The organism is Dermabacter sp. Marseille-Q3180, assembly GCF_940792985.1.
In the GTDB taxonomy this organism is placed as follows: domain Bacteria; phylum Actinomycetota; class Actinomycetes; order Actinomycetales; family Dermabacteraceae; genus Dermabacter; species Dermabacter vaginalis.
This window is the reverse complement of record NZ_CALNWU010000001.1, coordinates 583,185-601,011: the sequence shown is the minus strand read 5'-3', so window position 1 is coordinate 601,011 and position 17,827 is coordinate 583,185. Positions and strand designations below refer to the sequence as shown.

Annotated in this window: 17 protein-coding genes and 1 other RNA gene; 14 read left to right on the top strand and 4 right to left on the bottom strand. The window is 62.9% G+C overall.

Annotated elements, in window-relative coordinates:
* Nucleotides 1–29: 29 nt before the first annotated feature.
* The 3 genes from smpB (at nucleotide 30) to NBW56_RS02730 (ending at nucleotide 1,785) form a co-directional block, all read left to right on the top strand.
* Nucleotides 30–536: an SsrA-binding protein SmpB gene (gene smpB / locus NBW56_RS02740; RefSeq protein WP_250257900.1), complete on the top strand. Its 507-nt coding sequence runs from the start codon at nucleotides 30–32 to the stop codon at nucleotides 534–536.
* Nucleotides 537–773: 237 nt separating this feature from the next.
* Nucleotides 774–1,144: a transfer-messenger RNA gene (gene ssrA, locus NBW56_RS02735) on the top strand.
* Nucleotides 1,145–1,296: 152 nt separating this feature from the next.
* Complete coding sequence (locus tag NBW56_RS02730; RefSeq protein WP_250257899.1) at nucleotides 1,297–1,785, top strand: GNAT family N-acetyltransferase; 489 nt, start codon at nucleotides 1,297–1,299, stop codon at nucleotides 1,783–1,785.
* A gap of 15 nt (nucleotides 1,786–1,800) precedes the next feature.
* On the opposite strand, the gene NBW56_RS02725 is transcribed toward NBW56_RS02730, so the two are convergent.
* Nucleotides 1,801–2,490, bottom strand: coding sequence for a SatD family protein (locus tag NBW56_RS02725; RefSeq protein WP_250257898.1), 690 nt, complete (start codon nucleotides 2,488–2,490; stop codon nucleotides 1,801–1,803).
* A gap of 116 nt (nucleotides 2,491–2,606) precedes the next feature.
* Between NBW56_RS02725 and NBW56_RS02720 the strand changes: the two genes are divergently transcribed.
* The 3 genes from NBW56_RS02720 (at nucleotide 2,607) to NBW56_RS02710 (ending at nucleotide 3,626) form a co-directional block, all read left to right on the top strand.
* The gene (locus NBW56_RS02720; RefSeq protein ID WP_250257897.1) at nucleotides 2,607–2,966 is read left to right on the top strand and encodes a hypothetical protein; all 360 of its coding nucleotides are present in this window, start codon (nucleotides 2,607–2,609) and stop codon (nucleotides 2,964–2,966) included.
* A 77-nt stretch (nucleotides 2,967–3,043) separates the two neighbouring features.
* Entirely contained in the window at nucleotides 3,044–3,343 is a 300-nt protein-coding gene (locus NBW56_RS02715) for an ArsR/SmtB family transcription factor (protein ID WP_250257896.1), read from the top strand.
* A complete protein-coding gene (locus NBW56_RS02710; RefSeq protein WP_065248093.1) occupies nucleotides 3,336–3,626 on the top strand; it encodes a hypothetical protein in 291 nt (96 codons plus the stop codon). The genes NBW56_RS02715 and NBW56_RS02710 overlap by 8 nt, the downstream gene beginning before the upstream one ends.
* 156 nt (nucleotides 3,627–3,782) lie before the next feature.
* Here NBW56_RS02710 and NBW56_RS02705 read toward each other — a convergent pair whose 3' ends face one another.
* Nucleotides 3,783–4,979: a glycine C-acetyltransferase gene (locus NBW56_RS02705; protein WP_250257895.1), complete on the bottom strand. Its 1,197-nt coding sequence runs from the start codon at nucleotides 4,977–4,979 to the stop codon at nucleotides 3,783–3,785.
* Nucleotides 4,980–4,988: 9 nt separating this feature from the next.
* Nucleotides 4,989–6,050 (bottom strand): L-threonine 3-dehydrogenase, encoded by a 1,062-nt coding sequence (gene tdh / locus NBW56_RS02700; protein WP_250257894.1) that lies wholly within the window; start codon nucleotides 6,048–6,050, stop codon nucleotides 4,989–4,991.
* Nucleotides 6,051–6,202: 152 nt separating this feature from the next.
* Between tdh and hrpA the strand changes: the two genes are divergently transcribed.
* Genes hrpA through NBW56_RS02680 form a run of 4 tightly spaced genes read left to right on the top strand, consistent with a single transcriptional unit; the run spans nucleotide 6,203 to nucleotide 13,686 of the window.
* Nucleotides 6,203–10,123, top strand: coding sequence for an ATP-dependent RNA helicase HrpA (gene hrpA, locus NBW56_RS02695; RefSeq protein WP_250257893.1), 3,921 nt, complete (start codon nucleotides 6,203–6,205; stop codon nucleotides 10,121–10,123).
* A gap of 40 nt (nucleotides 10,124–10,163) precedes the next feature.
* Nucleotides 10,164–11,363 (top strand): NAD(P)-dependent malic enzyme, encoded by a 1,200-nt coding sequence (locus tag NBW56_RS02690; RefSeq protein WP_250257892.1) that lies wholly within the window; start codon nucleotides 10,164–10,166, stop codon nucleotides 11,361–11,363.
* Between the two features lie 9 nt (nucleotides 11,364–11,372).
* Nucleotides 11,373–11,780, top strand: a complete 408-nt coding sequence (locus NBW56_RS02685; protein ID WP_065248088.1) for a DUF3039 domain-containing protein — start codon at nucleotides 11,373–11,375, stop codon at nucleotides 11,778–11,780.
* Between the two features lie 40 nt (nucleotides 11,781–11,820).
* Complete coding sequence (locus NBW56_RS02680; protein ID WP_502799323.1) at nucleotides 11,821–13,686, top strand: DEAD/DEAH box helicase; 1,866 nt, start codon at nucleotides 11,821–11,823, stop codon at nucleotides 13,684–13,686.
* Between the two features lie 73 nt (nucleotides 13,687–13,759).
* Here the strand turns inward: NBW56_RS02680 and NBW56_RS02675 are convergent, their stop codons facing one another.
* The gene (locus NBW56_RS02675) at nucleotides 13,760–15,103 is read right to left on the bottom strand and encodes a nicotinate phosphoribosyltransferase (protein ID WP_250257891.1); all 1,344 of its coding nucleotides are present in this window, start codon (nucleotides 15,101–15,103) and stop codon (nucleotides 13,760–13,762) included.
* Between the two features lie 87 nt (nucleotides 15,104–15,190).
* On the opposite strand from NBW56_RS02675, the gene clpS reads away from it, so the two are divergent.
* The 4 genes from clpS to NBW56_RS02655 all read left to right on the top strand — a co-directional run bounded on the left by clpS (nucleotide 15,191) and on the right by NBW56_RS02655 (nucleotide 17,798).
* Nucleotides 15,191–15,472, top strand: a complete 282-nt coding sequence (gene clpS / locus NBW56_RS02670) for an ATP-dependent Clp protease adapter ClpS (protein ID WP_061211652.1) — start codon at nucleotides 15,191–15,193, stop codon at nucleotides 15,470–15,472.
* Nucleotides 15,472–16,125: a DUF2017 family protein gene (locus NBW56_RS02665; RefSeq protein ID WP_250257890.1), complete on the top strand. Its 654-nt coding sequence runs from the start codon at nucleotides 15,472–15,474 to the stop codon at nucleotides 16,123–16,125. The genes clpS and NBW56_RS02665 overlap by 1 nt, the downstream gene beginning before the upstream one ends.
* Before the next feature lie 72 nt (nucleotides 16,126–16,197).
* On the top strand, nucleotides 16,198–17,019 hold the full coding sequence (gene murI / locus NBW56_RS02660) for a glutamate racemase (RefSeq protein WP_250257889.1): 822 nt from the start codon (nucleotides 16,198–16,200) through the stop codon (nucleotides 17,017–17,019).
* A complete protein-coding gene (locus NBW56_RS02655; protein ID WP_250257888.1) occupies nucleotides 17,016–17,798 on the top strand; it encodes an MBL fold metallo-hydrolase in 783 nt (260 codons plus the stop codon). The genes murI and NBW56_RS02655 overlap by 4 nt, the downstream gene beginning before the upstream one ends.
* The last annotated feature ends 29 nt before the right edge of the window (nucleotides 17,799–17,827 follow it).

Below are 17,827 nucleotides of genomic sequence, written 5' to 3'. Positions count from 1 at the left end.
GCTGTATCGAGACGTTCGGAGGGATTGACGTGGCCAAGAAGGCCGAAAAGAAGAAAGCGCCGGCGGCTCCTGAGCGCACGAAGCAGCTCATTGCTTCAAATAAGAAGGCGCGCCATGATTACCACATCGATGCGACGTGGGAAGCCGGCGTTGTTCTCCAGGGAACCGAAGTGAAATCTTTGCGCGAGCGCGGTGCTTCGCTCGTCGATGGCTACTGCTACATCGACAACGGCGAAGTGTGGATGGACGCCGTGCACATCGCCCCGTACGTGCGGGGAACGTGGACAAACCACGCTGCGCGACGCAAGCGCAAGCTTTTGCTGCATAAGCGCGAGATCCTGAAACTCATGAATAAAACTCGCGAAAAGGGCTACACGATCATTCCGCTCTCGATCTACTTCCTCGGCTCGCATGCCAAGGTGGAGATCGCCCTCGCACGCGGTAAGAAGGAATGGGATAAGCGCCAGACCTTGCGCGAGAAGCAGGATGCTCGCGAGGCTCAACGCGCGATGAGGCGGCGGGAGATGCTCAGCTAGCGTCGGAAATTCCCGCCCGTCCCGCACGGGCGGCAGGAAAACGGGTCCGACGGTTGCTCGCCGGGAATAAGGCCTTGGTGTTGAGCGTTGAGGGCTGTATACTGAACTACTGCACTAAATGGTGCACGAGGTTTTTGATAATCGAATAGGGTGTGCGAATCAGGCACGCATCCCACCCGCAAAAGCGGGTGCAGATTATCTGGCACGTCCCGCCTTTGGGGCGTTGCCACCCGATACGGGGTCGATCGGTTTCGACGGTAGTTGTCCAGCGAGGGGAAGCGGGCCGAGGATCCAGGGTTATCTCGCTAACGCTCCCTGGAAAACAATAAGTGCCGAACCTAAGCGCACTGACTTCGCTCTCGCTGCCTGATCAGCGATAGCAGTCTGGACCGTCAGGGATTGCCTTCGACCTGACCTGTCCATCATCTAGAGGGCCACTGCTACCAACCCTGGTCACCGGGGTTGGGTGAACACCTTAGAGTGACTGAGCCTGTCAGCGACGTGTCCGTGTGAGCGCTGGGGCTGAGAAAACGATTTCGCGGACTGCGCCCGGAGAAGCCCTGGCTTCGCACTATCGGACGCGGGTTCGATTCCCGCCGGCTCCACGACTAGGGCGCCCACTATATGCATAGTGGGCGCCTTTTTTCGTTGCCTTTTGCGGCTTCAGCGGGCCGCGCTCGACCTGCGTCGATACGATTGCAGTAGCGGTGTGTATGACCAAAGGACCTTGTGCTTTTCTCTCGGGTGAAAAGGTGTGTGAATGAGCAATTCCGTGGATCTCGCTCATGCCGATAGGTGGGAGGCCGGGCGCGATGTGCCGGTGCCGAATGACGTTGAGCGCATCCTTGCCAGCCTGCCGGAGTGGTTTGGGATCCCTGAAGCAAACGCCGAGTACATCGATGCTGCGCGGGAGAAGGAAACATGGACGGTTCGCGACGAAGCCGGATGTGTGCGAGGCGCCGCCCTCGTGGATTACCACTTCGACCGCGCCGCCGATCTCTTCTTCATCGCCGTAGAACGTGAGTTCAGGGGAACCGGGGTCGGGACTGCACTTGTGGAATCGATCGTGGAGCATTGCCGTGAACGCTCGGTGAGGCTCCTTCAGGTCAAAACTCTCGGTGCGTCTCACCCGGATGAGGGCTATGCGGCGACACGAAAGTTTTACGAAGCGCTCGACTTTATTCCGCTCGAGGAAACCGAGCTTTGGGGCGCCGATACGCCGTGCCTCATCATGGTCCGGGTGGTGTAGCAGGGGTCGGCGGGCCTATGTCCACGTCGCGCGGATCGCTTCTTTGAGGGGGCGGAGGTTGTGGCGGGTGATGCGTTGAGTGTTGGCGCTTGGGGAGATGCCGAGGCGTGCGGCGGTCTCGGTGTTGGGTTCGCCTTCGAGGAGGCTTCGGAGGGTTCCGCACGTGCTGGGGTTCAGGGTGCTGATGTGGGCGTCGATGAGGTGGCAGAGTGCCGGTGCCGGGGGCGTGTCGTCCTTCTGTGAAGGTGCGGTTCCGACGGATACTTGGCTGCCGTCGGACTCTTTTGTGTTGGGGGAGCCCGGGCCAAGCCCTGTGCGAATGCCAGCCCATCCGGGGGTGGTGGCGAGCTGTTCGGTGTGGTTGAGGGCCTCTCGTGCCGACCACCAGGCGGGGCCATCTTGGATGTCGCTGTCGCGATCGACGATGCGGATCTCGCCTGCGCCGATGCCGAAGCGTATGTCGTAGCCGCTTTCGCGAAGGTAGAGGCGAAGAAGATGGGTGGCGCGAAGTGCCTCGCCGTGCGTGGCGAAGATGCCTTGGATTTCGTCGCCAACGGTAGGGTGGAGGGGTTCGATTCCGTGCTCGGTGAGCGTGGCGAGGGCAGCTTTGAGGGTGCGGTGGAGTGCGGTGCGGTCGTACTCGCGAGAGTTGACGATGTCGCCGATGACCGCGACGGCGTAAGCGCGGGACTTCAGAACTGCCATGTGTAGATTATAGCTTAATTAGCGAAGAATTTAGCGAAAAGCTAAATGGGGGTGCTGTGGGCGTAGTGAACCTTCTCTGGTGTGCGGTCGTGCTGGCAATATGTGGCTGTGGTGCCGTGGCTGGAAATCGAGCCATTCGCGCGCTCTTGCGCCGTATTGATCGTGGCGGGGTGCGTGGGGCTGCTGTGCAGGGTTCTCTTATGAGTGCGCAAAAGGAACTGCCTGGTGGGCGTTGGATCGGGATTCTCGAGAGGCTTGCCGTGTATGTCTCGATCGTCGCGGGGTTCCCTGCCGGTATTGCCGTCGTCCTCGCGGTCAAGGGGCTCGGGCGCTACCCGGAGCTTCGCGCCGAAAAAGAGGGGCGCGAGGCGGCCCGCGTGGGGGAGCTTTTCATTATTGGCACCTTTGCCTCGGTGCTCTGGGCCGCGGCGTGGGCGGGAATTGCCGTCGGCGTGTGTGCGCTCATTGCAGCGTGAGTGTGCGAGTGAGGGTGGGAATAGTTCCCAAAAATAAAGGTATTGCAATACCTGAATGATTGTGGTTGACTTGTGCCATGGGAGACAGCTCGCAGATCGACCACGCAGCACGAGTTTTCAAGGCGCTCGGCAACCCGGCGCGCCTCGAAATTGTGCTGCACCTTTCCGATCATGCGTGCACGGTAACGGAGCTCGTGGAGTGCACGGGTTTTTCGCAACCGCTCGTGTCCCAGCACCTCGCGAAACTTCGCGAGGTGCACGTGGTGAAGGGGGAGCGTGAAGGCAAAGCGACGCGATACTCCATCGTCGACGCCCACGTCGCTCACGTCATCCACGACACCCTGGCGCACACACAAGAAGGAGAACGCCATGACTGACCACAAAGCTGAACACACCCCTACCGAACACACCCACGGCGCGGGCTGCGGCCACGAGGCTGTCCAGCACGGCGACCACGTGGACTACAAGCACGATGGCCACCTGCACGCCGAGCACGGCGACCACTACGATGAGCACCAGCCGCAGGCTGAGCACACCGTTGCGGATCACCAGCACGGCGAAGATTGCGGCCACGAAGCCGTGCAGCACGAGGACCATGTGGACTACGTCCACGACGGTCACCGCCACGCGGAGCACGACGGTCACTACGACGAGCACTGATATGACGTTCATGCAGCGGAGGAAGGACACTGCCTGAATCGCTGCCACTGACATGAGAAAGGCCCGGCATTGATGCCGGGCCTTTCGCTATTGGGGAGTGGCCAGAGGTCAAACCCCCACAACCCCTATGCAATCCAGGGGAGGGGAGGGAGATGCTCAGTTTTCGGCGTCGCGGGCCGCGACGAACGCCGCGACAGCACGGTCGATGTCCTCGCTTGTGTGCGCGGCCGAGAGCTGCACGCGGATGCGCGCCTTCTCCTTCGGCACAACCGGGTAGCTGAACGCCGTGACATACACGCCGTGCTCGAGCATGCGGTCCGCGATACGGCCCGCGAGGGCGGCGTCACCGAACATCACGGGAACAATCGCGTGCTCGCCGTCGAGAAGCTCAAAGCCAGCCTCGCCCATTGCGCTGCGGAAATGTTCCGCATTCTCGAACAGCTTCGCGCGAAGCCCACCCGAGTTCTTCACGAGGTCGAGCGCGGTAATCGTCGCCTCGACGATCGCGGGGGCGAGCGAGTTCGAGAAGAGGTACGGCCTCGCGCGTTGGCGCAGAACATCAATGATCTCCTGATGCGCCGACACATAGCCGCCGCTCGCGCCGCCAAGGGCCTTGCCGAACGTGCCCGTGTAAATATCCACGCGATCGGAGACGCCGAAGTGCTCGGGCGTGCCCGCACCCGTCTCGCCCATGAAGCCCACGGCGTGCGAATCGTCCACGAGCACGAGTGCGCCGAACTCATCGGCGAGATCGCAGATCTTATCGAGCGGAGCGAGGTAGCCGTCCATGGAGAACACGCCGTCGGTCACGATGACGGTGCGGCGCGCGCCCTTCGCGGCCCCGAGCTGGGCGCGAAGATCGTCCATGTCAGCGTTCTTGTAGCGGTACCTGGCGGCCTTCGACAGGCGGATGCCATCGATGAGGCTCGCGTGGTTGAGCTCATCGGAAATGATGGCGTCGTCCTTCGTGAAAAGCGACTCGAAAACGCCCCCGTTCGCATCGAAGCAAGACGAGAACAGGATCGTGTCGTCGGTTCCGAGGAACTCGCTGAGCTTCTCCTCGAGCACGAGGTGGCGATCCTGCGTGCCGCAAATAAAGCGCACGCTCGCCATGCCAAAGCCGCGCTCGTCAAGCGCGCGCTTCGCGGCGGCAATAAGCTCGGGGTGATCGGCGAGGCCGAGGTAGTTGTTCGCGCAGAAGTTCAGAACCTCGCGGCCCTCTTCGCCACGCGTCGAGGCGGCCTGTACCTCGTTCGACTGTGGGGTGAGAATCGGGCGCTCGTTCTTGAAGGTTCCGGCCTCACGGATGGCGTTGAGTTCCGCGGTCAGCTCGTCTTTCATGCTCGTGTACATCGATACTCCTTAAATGTTTTCCCAGTCGAGAACGATCTTGCCAGCTTCGCCTGAGCGCGCGAGCGCGTACGCATCCGCCCATTTCTCCGCGGGCAGCACGTCGGTCACGGTCGACAGCACGCGCTCGCGAAGAACTTTCGATGTGCGCACCATGGCGTTCATGGCGTTCCACGTTTCGAACATCTCGCGTCCGTAGATGCCCTGGAGGGTCAGCATTCGCGTGACAACGGTTGTCCAGTTGATCTCAAACTGCTTCGACGGCAAACCCAGCATGGAGATCTTTCCGCCGTGATTCATGTTGTCGATCATGTCCTGAAGTGCGCTTGCCTGGCCCGAAATCTCGAGGCCCACGTCGAAACCCTCGCGCATGCCGAGGGAGGCCTGAATATCGCGGACGCTCGTTGTCGAGACGTCGATCTGGGCGTCGGTGCCCATCTCCTTCGCCATCGCAAGGCGATGATCCTTGACGTCAGTGATCGCGATGTAGCGTGCACCGGCGTGGCGGGCCACTGCGGCACACATGAGACCGATGGGGCCAGCACCCGTGATGAGAACATCTTCGCCCACAAGCGGGAACTTGAGGGTTGTGTGAACGGCATTGCCGAGCGGATCAAAGATCGCTCCTAGCTCAGGAGTGATGATCTCTTCGCCCCCATCGTTGTGGTGCACCCACACGTTCTGCTGAGGGATCACGACGTATTCGGCGAAGGCACCGTCACGCTGAACACCAATCGAGCGCGTGCGAATGCACATGTGGCGGCGACCCGCGCGACAGTTACGGCAAATACCGCATACCACGTGGCCCTCGCCAGAAATGCGATCGCCCACACGCACGTCCACGACGTCCTCGCCAATCTCGGTGACTTCGCCGTAGAACTCGTGGCCGGGCGTAAACGGAACGGAATCGCACATGTCCTGTGCCGAAGCGTCCCACTCGAGGATATGGAGGTCGGTGCCGCAGATACCGGCGCGCATGACACGCACCTTGACATCGTTGGGGCCGACCTGTGGCTCCGGGATGTCAACGATTTCGAGCCCCTTTTTGGGGGCAGCCTTGCGAAGGGCTTTCATAAGAACCTCTCTGTTCGGTAAGGATGCGACTCAATCGTAGGGGCGTGCTGCTGAACGAGACTCGGATGCGCGGTCTCGAATGTTGCCTATGGAACGCTTGTGTCCACTCGCACGGACGGCAGCGGGCGCGGGGTGACTACGATAGAGGGGATATGAGCCCCAGGAACGAGAACTCTGGCGCCCTCCCGCGCGAAGGAGAGCCGCGCCTCGCGATCACTTATCCCGCTGACCTTCCCGTCTCGCAGCAGCGCGAGGAGATCCAGCGTGCGATCCGCGACAACCAAATCGTGATTGTCGCGGGGGAGACGGGCTCGGGCAAAACAACACAGCTGCCGAAAATGCTGCTCGAGCTCGGTTACGGCGCCCGTGGCCGCATGATCGGGCACACCCAACCCCGAAGAATCGCCGCCCGAAGTGTCGCAAGCCGCATCGCGCACGAACTCGGCGAAAAACTCGGCGAGGGAGCCGTCGGATACCAGGTGCGGTTCACGAAAAACACCGCCGAATCCACGCGCCTCAAGGTCATGACCGACGGCATCCTGCTCTCAGAGATTCACGGCGACCGGCAGCTGAAGAAGTACGACGCGATCATCATCGACGAGGCCCACGAACGCAGCCTCACGATCGATATGCTCCTCGGCTACCTCAAACGCATCGCTCGCCGCCGCCCGGACCTCAAAATCATCATCACCTCGGCGACAATCGACCCCGAACGTTTCGCCGAGTTCTTCGGGAAGAAGGATCGCGCGGGTGACCTGCACCCCGCCCCCATTATCGAGGTGTCGGGCCGCACCTATCCGGTTGAGATCCGCTATCGACCGCTCGTGCTCGAGCCCGAGGTTGAAGAAGCGGACGACCTCGCCGATATTCGCAGCGAGGAGCGCGACCTCACCGAGGCCATCACCGACGCATGCGACGAACTCATCGCTGAGGGGCCGGGCGACATCCTCGTGTTCCTCCCCGGTGAGCGCGAAATTCGCGAGGTCGGGGAGGAACTCGAGGCACACCTCAGAAAACGCGGAGGGGCCGCGAGCCGCATCGACGTTCTTCCCCTATTCGGCCGCCTCTCCGAGCAGGATCAGCAGAAGATTTTCAGCCCGCCGAAAAACGGTCGCCGTCGGATTGTTCTCGCGACAAACGTCGCGGAAACCTCTCTTACCGTTCCGGGCATTAAATTCGTCGTCGATTCGGGACTCGCGCGCATCTCCCGCTACTCGCAGCGCACGAAGGTCCAGCGCCTTCCGATCGAGCCGATCAGCCAGGCGAGCGCCAAGCAGCGCTCCGGCCGCTCGGGCCGCACGAGCCCGGGCATAGCGATTCGCCTCTACTCCGAGCAGGATTTCGACACGCGGCCCGAGTTCACCGAACCCGAGATTCTCCGTACGGCCCTCGCGAGCGTCGTCCTCCAAATGACCGCTCTCGGGCTCGGCGACATCGAGAGCTTCGAGTTCGTCGAAGCCCCCGATAAACGCGCGGTGCGTGATGGCGTGCGCCTTCTCGAAGAACTCGGTGCGATTCGACCCGAGAAAAACGCGCCCGGAGGCCGCACGCTCACCCACATTGGTGAGCAAATTTCGCGTTTCCCGCTCGACCCGCGCATGGCGCGCATGCTCCTCGAAGCCGATAAGCGCGGTGCACTCCGCGAGGTTCTCGTCATTGTTGCTGCCCTCTCGATTCAGGATCCGCGCGAGCGCCCCCTCGAAAAGAAAGCGCACGCGGATCAGCTCCATGCGCGCTTCACCCATGAAACGAGCGACTTCCTCACCTATCTCCAACTGTGGCGCCACTTGCGCGAGCGCCGCAAGGCGCTCTCCAACTCGGCGTTCAAGCGCGAAGTCAAGAGTGAATACCTGCACTACGTGCGCATTCGCGAATGGTGGGATCTGCACGCGCAGCTCAAAGACATGTGCCGCGATGTGGGGCTGCGGCCGTCGGACAACCCGGCGAGCGAGGCGAGCATCCACCAGAGTTTGCTGGCGGGGCTCCTCAGTCACGTGGGGCTCTACGATGAGCGCACGCGTGACTATCAGGGTGCGCGCAACTCCCGCTTCGTTGTGTGGCCCGGGAGCGCGATCGCCAAGAAACGTCACGACTACGTCATGGCTGCCGAGCTCGTGGAGACTTCACGCCTGTTCGCGCGCACCGCCGCGAAGATCGATCCCTCGTGGATCGAGGACGTAGGCGCCCACGTGCTGAAACGCTCCTACTCCGAGCCGCACTGGAGTTCGAAGAAGGCAAGTGCGATGGCATATGAGAAAGCGACCCTGTACGGCGTGCCGATCATCGCACGCCGCGCCGTGGCCTATGGTCGCATCGATCCTGAGCTTTCGCGCGAGATTTTCATTCAGCATGCCCTGATCGAGGGGCAGTGGAGCACGCGCCACCACTTCTTTAGGGACAACGTGCGACTCATCGAGGAGCTCGAGGAACTCGAGAACAAGGCGAGGCGCAGAGACCTCATCGCGGGCGACGCCGCACTGTTCGAGTTTTATGACGCGCGCATCCCTGCGAAGGTGACGAGTGGGCGGCACTTCGATGCGTGGTGGAAAAAGCAGCGCCACGAGACCCCCGAACTCTTGCATCTCACGCGCGACATTCTGCTCGAAGACGATGCGGAGGAGCACGCCGCGGGGTTCCCGGACACGTGGGTGCAGGGGGATATTACGCTCGCGCTTCGGTACGCGTTCGAGCCTTCGGCTCGAGAGAGTTCCGACGCTTCCCGGCCGTCCACGAAGGGAACTGTGAAGGATGGCGTGACGGCGCTCGTTCCCCTCGCCGTGCTCGGCAGGCTTGAGGCAAAAGGTTTCGACTGGCTCGTGCCAGGCATGCGCGAGGAAAAGATCGCGGAGCTCATTCGCACACTTCCGAAGCCTATCCGACGCCACCTCATCCCCGCCCCCGATAAAGCGCGCGCTGTCGCCCAGGTTCTTCGCGAGGACGACCCGAACACCGGCGAAAGGTTCGTCGAAGCCGTTGCTGACGAGCTCGTAGCGCTCCCCGGAGTGCCAGATGATCTCCCGCTCTATGGCGACGAATTCGAGGTGACGAAGCTTCCCGCGCACTTGCGCATGCATTTTTCTGTACGCGATGACCGGGGTCGAGAGATCGGCTCGGGTGACGATCTTGACGCGCTCAAGAAAAAGCACCGCGCGCGCGTTGAATCGAGCGCAGCGCGCCAGGCGGAGTCCTTCGGCGACCGCGATCTCGAGGGCTTTCCCGACTTCGAGATTCCGCCCACGAAGCGCAATCGGCAGGGCGGCCTCAACGTCGTCGTGTATCCCGCGCTCAAGCTGCGCGAGGAGGGCGGCAAGGTGAGCGTTGATCTCACGGCGATGCCCACCGCACTTGATCAGCGACGGGAGCACGTGCGTGCCGTGACGCACCTCGTGACGGAGGCGCTCGGCTCCGATTCGGCGCAGGTGCTTTCCTCGCTCCCGAACCCCACGAAGCTTGCGATCTCGCAATCGAGCTACGGGAGCGCGAAGGCGCTTCTTGCGGACGCCTCGCTTGCGGCAACCGCGGAGCTCATTTCACACACCGAAAGCAAGGGCCTCGTTTTCACGAAGGCGGAGTTTGATGGTCTCGTGGAGGCCACGAGCTCCGCGCATGCGGAGCTTTCGCGCACGCTCGTGCTCGCCGCGATCGATGCCCTCGCGGTGCACGCGAAACTCCAGCGTGCCGTCTCGAAGGTCTCGAGTCTCGCCGTGCTTCAGCAGCTCACGCAGATCCGTGAACATGCCGACTCGCTCACCTCCGGGCGCTTTATCTCGCGTACGCCCGCGCACATCGTCACCGAGATTCCCCGGTACCTCAAAGCTGACCTCCACAGAGTCGAGAAAATGCAGGACAACCCCGCGCGCGATGCGCAACTCGCGTGGCAGCTCGAGGACCTCAAGGGCATGTTCGACAAGGCGAAACACAAGCTCTCGGCCGAAGTGCTCGAGAGTGAGGAGGCGCGCGAGATCCCGTGGATGCTCGAGGAGCTGCGCGTATCTTTCTTTGCCCAACAGCTCGGAACCAGGTACACGGTTTCGGATAAGAGAGTGCGCCGCGCGATCGCGGATCTCGGTTAAGTCCCGGTAGGAGGGCCTCGCGCGTGCAAAGATGAGGGGCATGGCTACGCACACACCCGACAACACCGAACCTACACGCCTCGCGACCGGCACCGCGGCCGTCGAACGCCGCATTTTCGAGGCCCACGAGGGCGGGAAGCTCACGGTCGAGCCCACCGCCCCGATCGACAATGCCGACGACCTCGCGATTGTGTATACCCCGGGCGTTGCCCGCGTTGTGGAGGAGATCGCTGAGCACCCCGAGAAGGCACGCGAATTCACGATCAAGAAGAACACGGTCGCGGTCGTGACCGACGGCTCCGCAATCCTTGGCCTCGGCGACCGTGGCCCGCTTGCCGCGCTTCCCGTCATGGAGGGAAAGGCAGCGCTGTTCTCGCGTTTCGCGGGTGTGGACGCCTTTCCGATCTGCCTCGACGCACACGACGTAGACGAGATCGTCGCCCACGTGAAAGCTATCGCCCCCGCTTTCGCCGGCATCAATCTTGAGGATATTTCCGCGCCGCGCTGCTTCGAGATCGAGGACCGTTTGCGTGCCGAGCTGGACATTCCCGTGTTTCACGACGATCAGCACGGCACGGCCGTGTGCGTGCTCGCGGCCCTCACCAACGCGCTCAAAGTGGTGGGAAAGAGCATCGATGAAGTCCGCATCGCGATGTCGGGTGCGGGCGCGGCCGGCACGGCGATCCTGCGGCTTCTTCTCGCGGCCGGTGCGCGCGACGTGATCGTGACCAATTCGAAGGGCATCGTGAAGGCGGGCCGCGAGAAGGGCGACCGTCTCGAGTGGATCGCGGATCACACGAACCCTCGCGGAGTCGAGGGCGGGCTGCGCGAGGCCGTGAACGGTGCCGACGTTTTCATTGGCGTGAGCGTGCCGAACATCCTCGATGAGGAAATGCTGAGGAGCATGAACGCGCGCGCAATTGTGTTCGCACTTTCGAACCCCGTTCCCGAGGTCGACCCGGATATCGCGTGGCAGCACGCTGCCGTTGTGGCCACCGGTCGTAGCGATTTCGCGAACCAGATTAATAACGTGCTTGCCTTCCCAGGCGTGTTCCGTGGTCTCATTGATGCTCACGCACGCGAGGTGACCGACGAGGCGCTCCTCGCGGCAGCCCACGCGATCGCCGCCGTGGTGAGCGACGATGAGCTTTCAGCCCGCCGCATTGTGCCGAGCGTGTTTGACGAGCGCGTGACCCCGGCCGTAGCGCACGCTGTCGAAGGCTCGGGCGAGCGCGGTTAGGATCGATCCATGAGCATTTCACGCATTCGTTTCACGGCCTCGATTTCGGATCCGAACTCTCCGGACCACGGCGCGCCTCAGGCCCCCGCGGCCCCTGGCGCCGCCCCGAGCTCGACCGCGGTGCTCGAGCGCGAGGAGCAAACCGAGGACGCCGACCCCGGTGATCACGACCGCTTCGCCCACTATGTGCAGAAAGAAAAGATCGCGAAGGCCGCACTCAATAATTCACCGGTGATCGCCCTGTGCGGCAAGGTGTGGGTTCCGGGCCGAGACCCGAAGAAATACCCCGTGTGCCCGCAGTGCAAGGAGATCTACGAAGGCATAGGTGACGGAGGCAACTCGGGCGAAGGCGACGATAAAGGACGAGGTAAAGGCGGGTTTGGCGGCTTCCGTGGGCTTTTCGGCTCGGGTCGCTAAGGCTCTCTAAGCGCTCACGGGTTTATCGTGGAGGGCGCCTATGAATGCCCACGATTCTTCCGCTTCGCCCGACCTGTTCTCGAACTACCTGGAGTTCACTCGCACGAACGAGCAGCAGGCGCCGGCCGTGCATACCCAGGCAACGCCGCGCAAGCCGTCCTCGTTTGCGGCGCAGCAAATGCCGCCGGCATTTCCCGAGCGGGCGGCGTGGGGCACGGCTCCGAAGCTTCGTGCGTGGCAGGCTGAGGCGCTGAGGCTCTACCAGGATTCGCAACCGCGCGACTTCATGACGGTCGCGACGCCCGGTGCCGGTAAAACGACCTTTGCGCTCCAGGTTGCTGCGGGCCTTCTTCGCGAGGGGATCGTGCGCCGCGTGACGGTCGTTGCTCCCACGGAGCACCTTAAAACTCAGTGGGCGGATTCCGCGTTGCGCGTGGGAATCCAGATTGATCCGAACTTTTCCAACGCCCAGGGGCGCCACGGCGATCACTACCAGGGTGTGGCACTGACATACGCCCAGGTGGGCGCGAACCCTCGGCTGCATCGGGCGCGAACGGAGGCTGCGCCGACCCTCGTGATCCTCGACGAGATTCATCACGCGGGTGATGCACTCACGTGGGGTGACGGTGTGCGCGAGGCCTTCGACCCGGCGAAACGGCGCCTCGCGCTTACGGGCACGCCCTTCCGTTCGGATGATGCCCACATTCCCTTCGTGCGCTACGAAGCTGATGGCGAGGGCTTCCTCCGCTCCAAGGCCGATTACACCTACGGTTACCGCGAGGCGCTCCAGGACCACGTCGTGCGCCCGGTGCTCTTCATGACGTATTCGGGTCGCATGCACTGGCGCACGAAGAGCGGGGATGAGGTCTCAGCGCAGCTCGGCGGCCTCGAAACGAAAGACATCATGCAGCAGGCGTGGCGTACGGCGCTCGACCCGAAGGGCGAGTGGATCCCCACGGTTGTCCAGGCCGCCGACCAGCGCCTCACGGAAGTGCGGCGCGGTGTGAAGGACGCGGGCGGCCTCGTGATTGCAACGGACCAATCAACCGCGCGCGCCTACGCGAAGATTCTCGAGCGCATCACGGGCGAGAAGCCCACTCTCGTGCTTTCTGATGACTCGAGCGCTGGTCGCAAAATCGAGGCGTTCAATGACTCGACTGATCGCTGGATGGTGGCGGTGCGCATGGTCTCCGAAGGCGTTGACGTTCCGCGCCTTTCCGTAGGCGTGTACGCGACCTCGACCTCGACCCCGATGTTCTTTGCCCAGGCGGTGGGGCGTTTCGTGCGATCACGCACGCGCGGTGAAACGGCGAGCGTGTTCCTGCCCTCGGTCCCCGTTCTCCTCGGCCTCGCGAATGAAATGGAAGCTGAACGCGATCACGTTCTCGACATGCGCGAGAAAGAACAGCTCGATCCCGAAACGGGCCTTGACGAGGATGCTCTGCGTGAAGCAAATCGCGAGGAAAAGGCGAGCGGTGAGCTCGAGGGAAGCTACGAGGCTCTCGAGTCCGATGCCCACTTCGACCGCGTGCTTTTCGACGGCGGTGAATACGGCACGCTTGCGATGGCGGGTAGCGAAGAGGAGCAAGAGTTTCTGGGGATTCCCGGCCTTCTCGAGCCGGAACAAGTGACCTCGCTTTTGCGTGAGCGTCAGAGGAATCAGCAGCAGCGAAGTGCGCGTCACTCGAGTGCCCCCGCGGGGCCCACGCACCGTGACGTGACGGCGCTTCGCAAGGAGCTTAGCTCGCTCGTGTCGGGCTGGGCGAGACGCACGGGAACCCCGCACGGCCAGGTGCATAACGAGCTGCGTCGCCGCTCGGGTGGCCCGGCCGTTCCGCAGGCGAGCGCCGAGCAGATTCAAAAAAGGATCGACATCCTCCGCGGCTGGTTCGTGGGGAAGAAATAATCCGACGCTTGCCTGGCCAGGCGAATCTTCCACACTTTGCGCCGCGTGGCTCGCGGTGGGTGAGCCCGAAGTGTCAGTGCGAAAGCTCCTGAAGTTCCTGAAGAGAATGCACAACGGGGAGCAGTACCGCGCCGTCCTGGCCCGTGCGAATGTGCGAATCGGCGAGCGAGAGTTCCTCGAGCGCGCGTTCGTGTACGCGGCGCGCTTTCTCGATACGCTCCCACTGGCTGCGGGAGTCGAGAACCTCACCGTTTTCCACGAGGCGTGTGAGGAGCGGGCGCGCGTTGAGGGAGGCCGACGGCTGTTCGCCCGAATCGTCGGCGAGAACGAGCTCGGCGCGGGCCGCACCGTTCGCATCGCACACGCGATAGGCACGCTTGCTCCCCGCGATCGTGGCTTTTTGCGCGGATTTCTTCGCGACGGCTTCCATCGTGCCGGAAGAGTTTTCGCGTTCGACGAGCTTGAACACGAAGCCCTGTGCGGGGTGATCGCCGCCGGTCACGAGGCGAGTGCCGATCCCATAGCTATCGACGGGGCTGTCGCGAAGTGCAAACACGCGGTACTCGTCGAGGTCGCTTGTCGCGGTGATCGAGGTGCGCGTCGCGCCGAGCGCATCGAGCTGGGCACGCACCTCGCGGGCCGTTTCGCCGAGGGCGCCGGAGTCGATACGCACCGCGCCGAGGTCGGGGCCCGCGATGGCTACCGCGGATTCGACGGCCGCGGAGATATCGAACGTGTCCACGAGCAGGCTCGTGTGTGCGCCCAGCGAGTTCACTTGAGCCTGGAAGGCTTCCGCTTCGGTGTCGAACACGAGAGTGAAGGCATGGGCGGAGGTGCCAACGACGGGAATCCCGTAGGTTCGGCCGGCCTCGAGGTTCGAGGTTGACGAAAATCCCACGATGGCCGCGGCACGCGAGGCGGCAACGGCGGCATCCTCATGCACGCGCCGCGAACCCATCTCGATGCACGGACGCCCCGCCGCAGCCTGGATCATGCGCGAGCCCACGGACGCAATCGCCGAGTCGTGATTGAGGATGGAGAGCACGAGTGTTTCGAGAAGCACGCACTGCTCGAAGGTGCCTTCGACGCGCACGACGGGGGAGCCCGGGAAAAAGAGCTCGCCTTCCGCATACGCATCGATGTTGCCCTCGAACCGGTAGTCCGCGAGATAGGCGAGCACGTCTTCGGTGAACTGCCCCGTCGACCGCAGAAAATCGAGATCCTCAGCCTCGAAGCGAAACGATTCGAGCGCATCGAGAATGCGGCCAATTCCTGCGAACACTCCGTAGCGTCGCCCCTCGGGAAGCGAGCGGGTGAACACCTCGAACACGCATTGGCGATCCGCGACACCGGCATCACGCGCGGCCTGGATCATGGTGAGTTCGTACAAATCGGTCTTTAGTGAGGTCGTTGGCACAGAGCAAGCCTAAATGAGGAAGCCGGGTAGTCTTAGTGTTCATACCCGTAGTGGAGCCCGAAGTTGAGAGGCGAGGGAGGAAACGCCGTGCGCGAAGACCGCCAGAGCGAGTCCCTGGCAAGCGTCGGAACCGAAACCGACCGAAAGTGGAACACCGTCGTGCTTAACGACTCGGTGAATGAGCAAACGTACGTGACCTACGTGTTTCGCACTCACTTCGGGTACGCCCGCTCCAAGGCCCACGCGCTCATGATGCAGGTCCATACGCAGGGGCGTGCGATCGTGTCGTGCGACGGGCGAGAGACCGCTGAATCTCACGTGGGTGCGATGCACGAATTCGGCCTCCTCGCGATCCTCGAGGAGGCGTAGTGGCGCATTCGTTCATCGCGCGGGCCGACGGTCGACTGATGTGCAGGCTCGAGGCGGAAGAGCGCGCCGTTCTCGCGCAAGTAGCGGGCGAAATTACCGACCTCATCCGCGCCGATCTTGAAATCGGCGAGAGTGATGAGACCGGTCAACGCCCGAGCGAGGTGATGTCAGAGGATCCACTCTCGAGGCTCGAGGCTGAAACCTCGCGCGCGCGGACGGAGGCCCCGCGCGACAGCGCAACCCAGCGGCTTTTCCCGCCCGCGAGCGAGAACGATGACGAGGCGGGCGAGTATCGGCGGCTCACGCAGGGCAACCTCGCCGATGCCCATATCGCGAACTTGAGTGTGCTTCGCGCGAGCCTGGAAGTTGCCGGCGACATCGGGGGAGAGGGGCCGCACGATGAGATCGTGATCGAGCGCTCCGATGCGCTCTCATGGCTCAAGGCGCTCAACATTATTCGCCTCGTTCTCGCGGACCGCATGGGGATCGAGAACGACGGTGACTTCGAAGCGCTCCAGCTTTTGTGTTCGAACGACCTCGAACAGGTTGAGGCCGAGCCGGGAGTTGCCGGTTTGGAGTTCCTCGCGACACTGTATGAGTTCGCCTCGTGGCTTCAGGCGACGTTGATTGGGGCTCTGAACGCTCGCTCCTAGATGCCTGTGAGATCCCTTGCACGGGTGGGCCGAAGCACTCTCGGTCAGCGCGCAGATGGATAGATTGAAAGCGTGAACGATTCACCCATCGGGATTTTTGATAGCGGGATCGGCGGGCTCACTGTCGCACGCGCGATCATCGATCAGTTGCCGAACGAAGAGCTTTTCTACATCGGCGACACGGCCCACACGCCCTACGGCGACAAACCGCTCGCGAAGGTGCGGGAATACGCTCTCGGGGTCATGGACGAACTCGTCGAGCACGACGTCAAGATGCTCGTGATTGCGTGCAACACGGCAACCGCGGCGGTTCTCGCTGACGCACGCGAGCGCTATAGCGTTCCCGTGCTCGAAGTCATTAAGCCTGCCGTGCGCCGCGCCGTGTCCGTAACCCATAACAAGCGGATCGGCGTGATCGGTACGCGCGCGACCGTGAAGTCGGGGGCCTACCAGGATGCCTTTTCAGCGGCGCTTGACGTCCATGTGGAGGCCGCAGCCTGCCCCCGCTTCGTCGAGTTCCTTGAGAGCGGGACCGATTCGGGCGAGGAGGTCCTCGCTGCCGCGGAGGAGTACCTCGCGCCCCTCAAAGCAGCGGGCGTGGACACGCTCGTGCTTGGCTGCACGCACTATCCGCTGCTCGCCGGCGTTATCAGCTACGTGATGGGGCCGGACGTCACGCTCGTGTCATCCTCGGAAGAAACCGCAATCGACGTGTACCGCACACTTCAGGGTGAAAACCTCATGCGCACGGCGGCCACCGCGCCGAGCCACATCTTCGCTGAGACGGCGCCGCGCGTGGGCCGCACGAGCAACTTCGCGCGCCTCTCGCAGCGCTTCCTCGGCCCCGCGATGACCCACACGACCTCCATCCCCGCCCGTGAGGAGAATGCATGAGCATCGAATTGACAGTGGTGGGCTGCTCCGGCAGCTATGAGGGTCCGGGCGAGCCGGCCTCGTGCTACCTCGTGACCGTGCCCGGTAAACGCGGTAAGCCGTTTCGCATCCTCATCGATTGCGGCAATGGTGCCCTCTCTAACCTTCACAAGGTCATCGACCCGTCTCACATCGACATCATTCTCATCTCGCACCTGCATGCGGATCACTTCCTCGACCTCGCGGGACTCGAGGTGTACCTCGCCTACCACCCGCTCGTCAACTGCCCGACGGTCCGCGTTTTCGCGCCCGAAGGCATCGATGAACGTTTGAGCGCCGCGACCGGCAATCCCGACCCCATCCCGCCTGGCGCAAGCCGCGCCCCCTACGAGTTCATTGCGCTATCGGAGGGGGACAGCATCGAAGCGGGGCGCGCGGTCATCACGGCGGTTCCCGTGGAGCACCCAGTTCCCGCATTCGGCTTCCGTATCGCCGTGGGCGACACCGTACTCGCCTACACGGGAGATACCGACGTGTGCGAGGGCGCCTCTGCTCTCGCAAGTGGCGTTGACCTTCTCTTGTGCGAGGCCGGGTACGTTGAGGGGCGCGACGACCACTTCCAGGGCATCCACTTGACGGGCAAGCGTGCGGGAATTCTGGCGCGCGAAGCCGGGGTGAAGAAGCTTGTGTTGACCCACATCCCGCCGTGGACCGATCGCAAAGTCCCGCTCGAGGAGGCGAGGGCCGAGTTCGACGGTCCTCTCGAACTCGCCGAGTCACTTCGCACCTACACGCTTTAATGCCCAGCTCGCAACCAACGAGGAGAAAG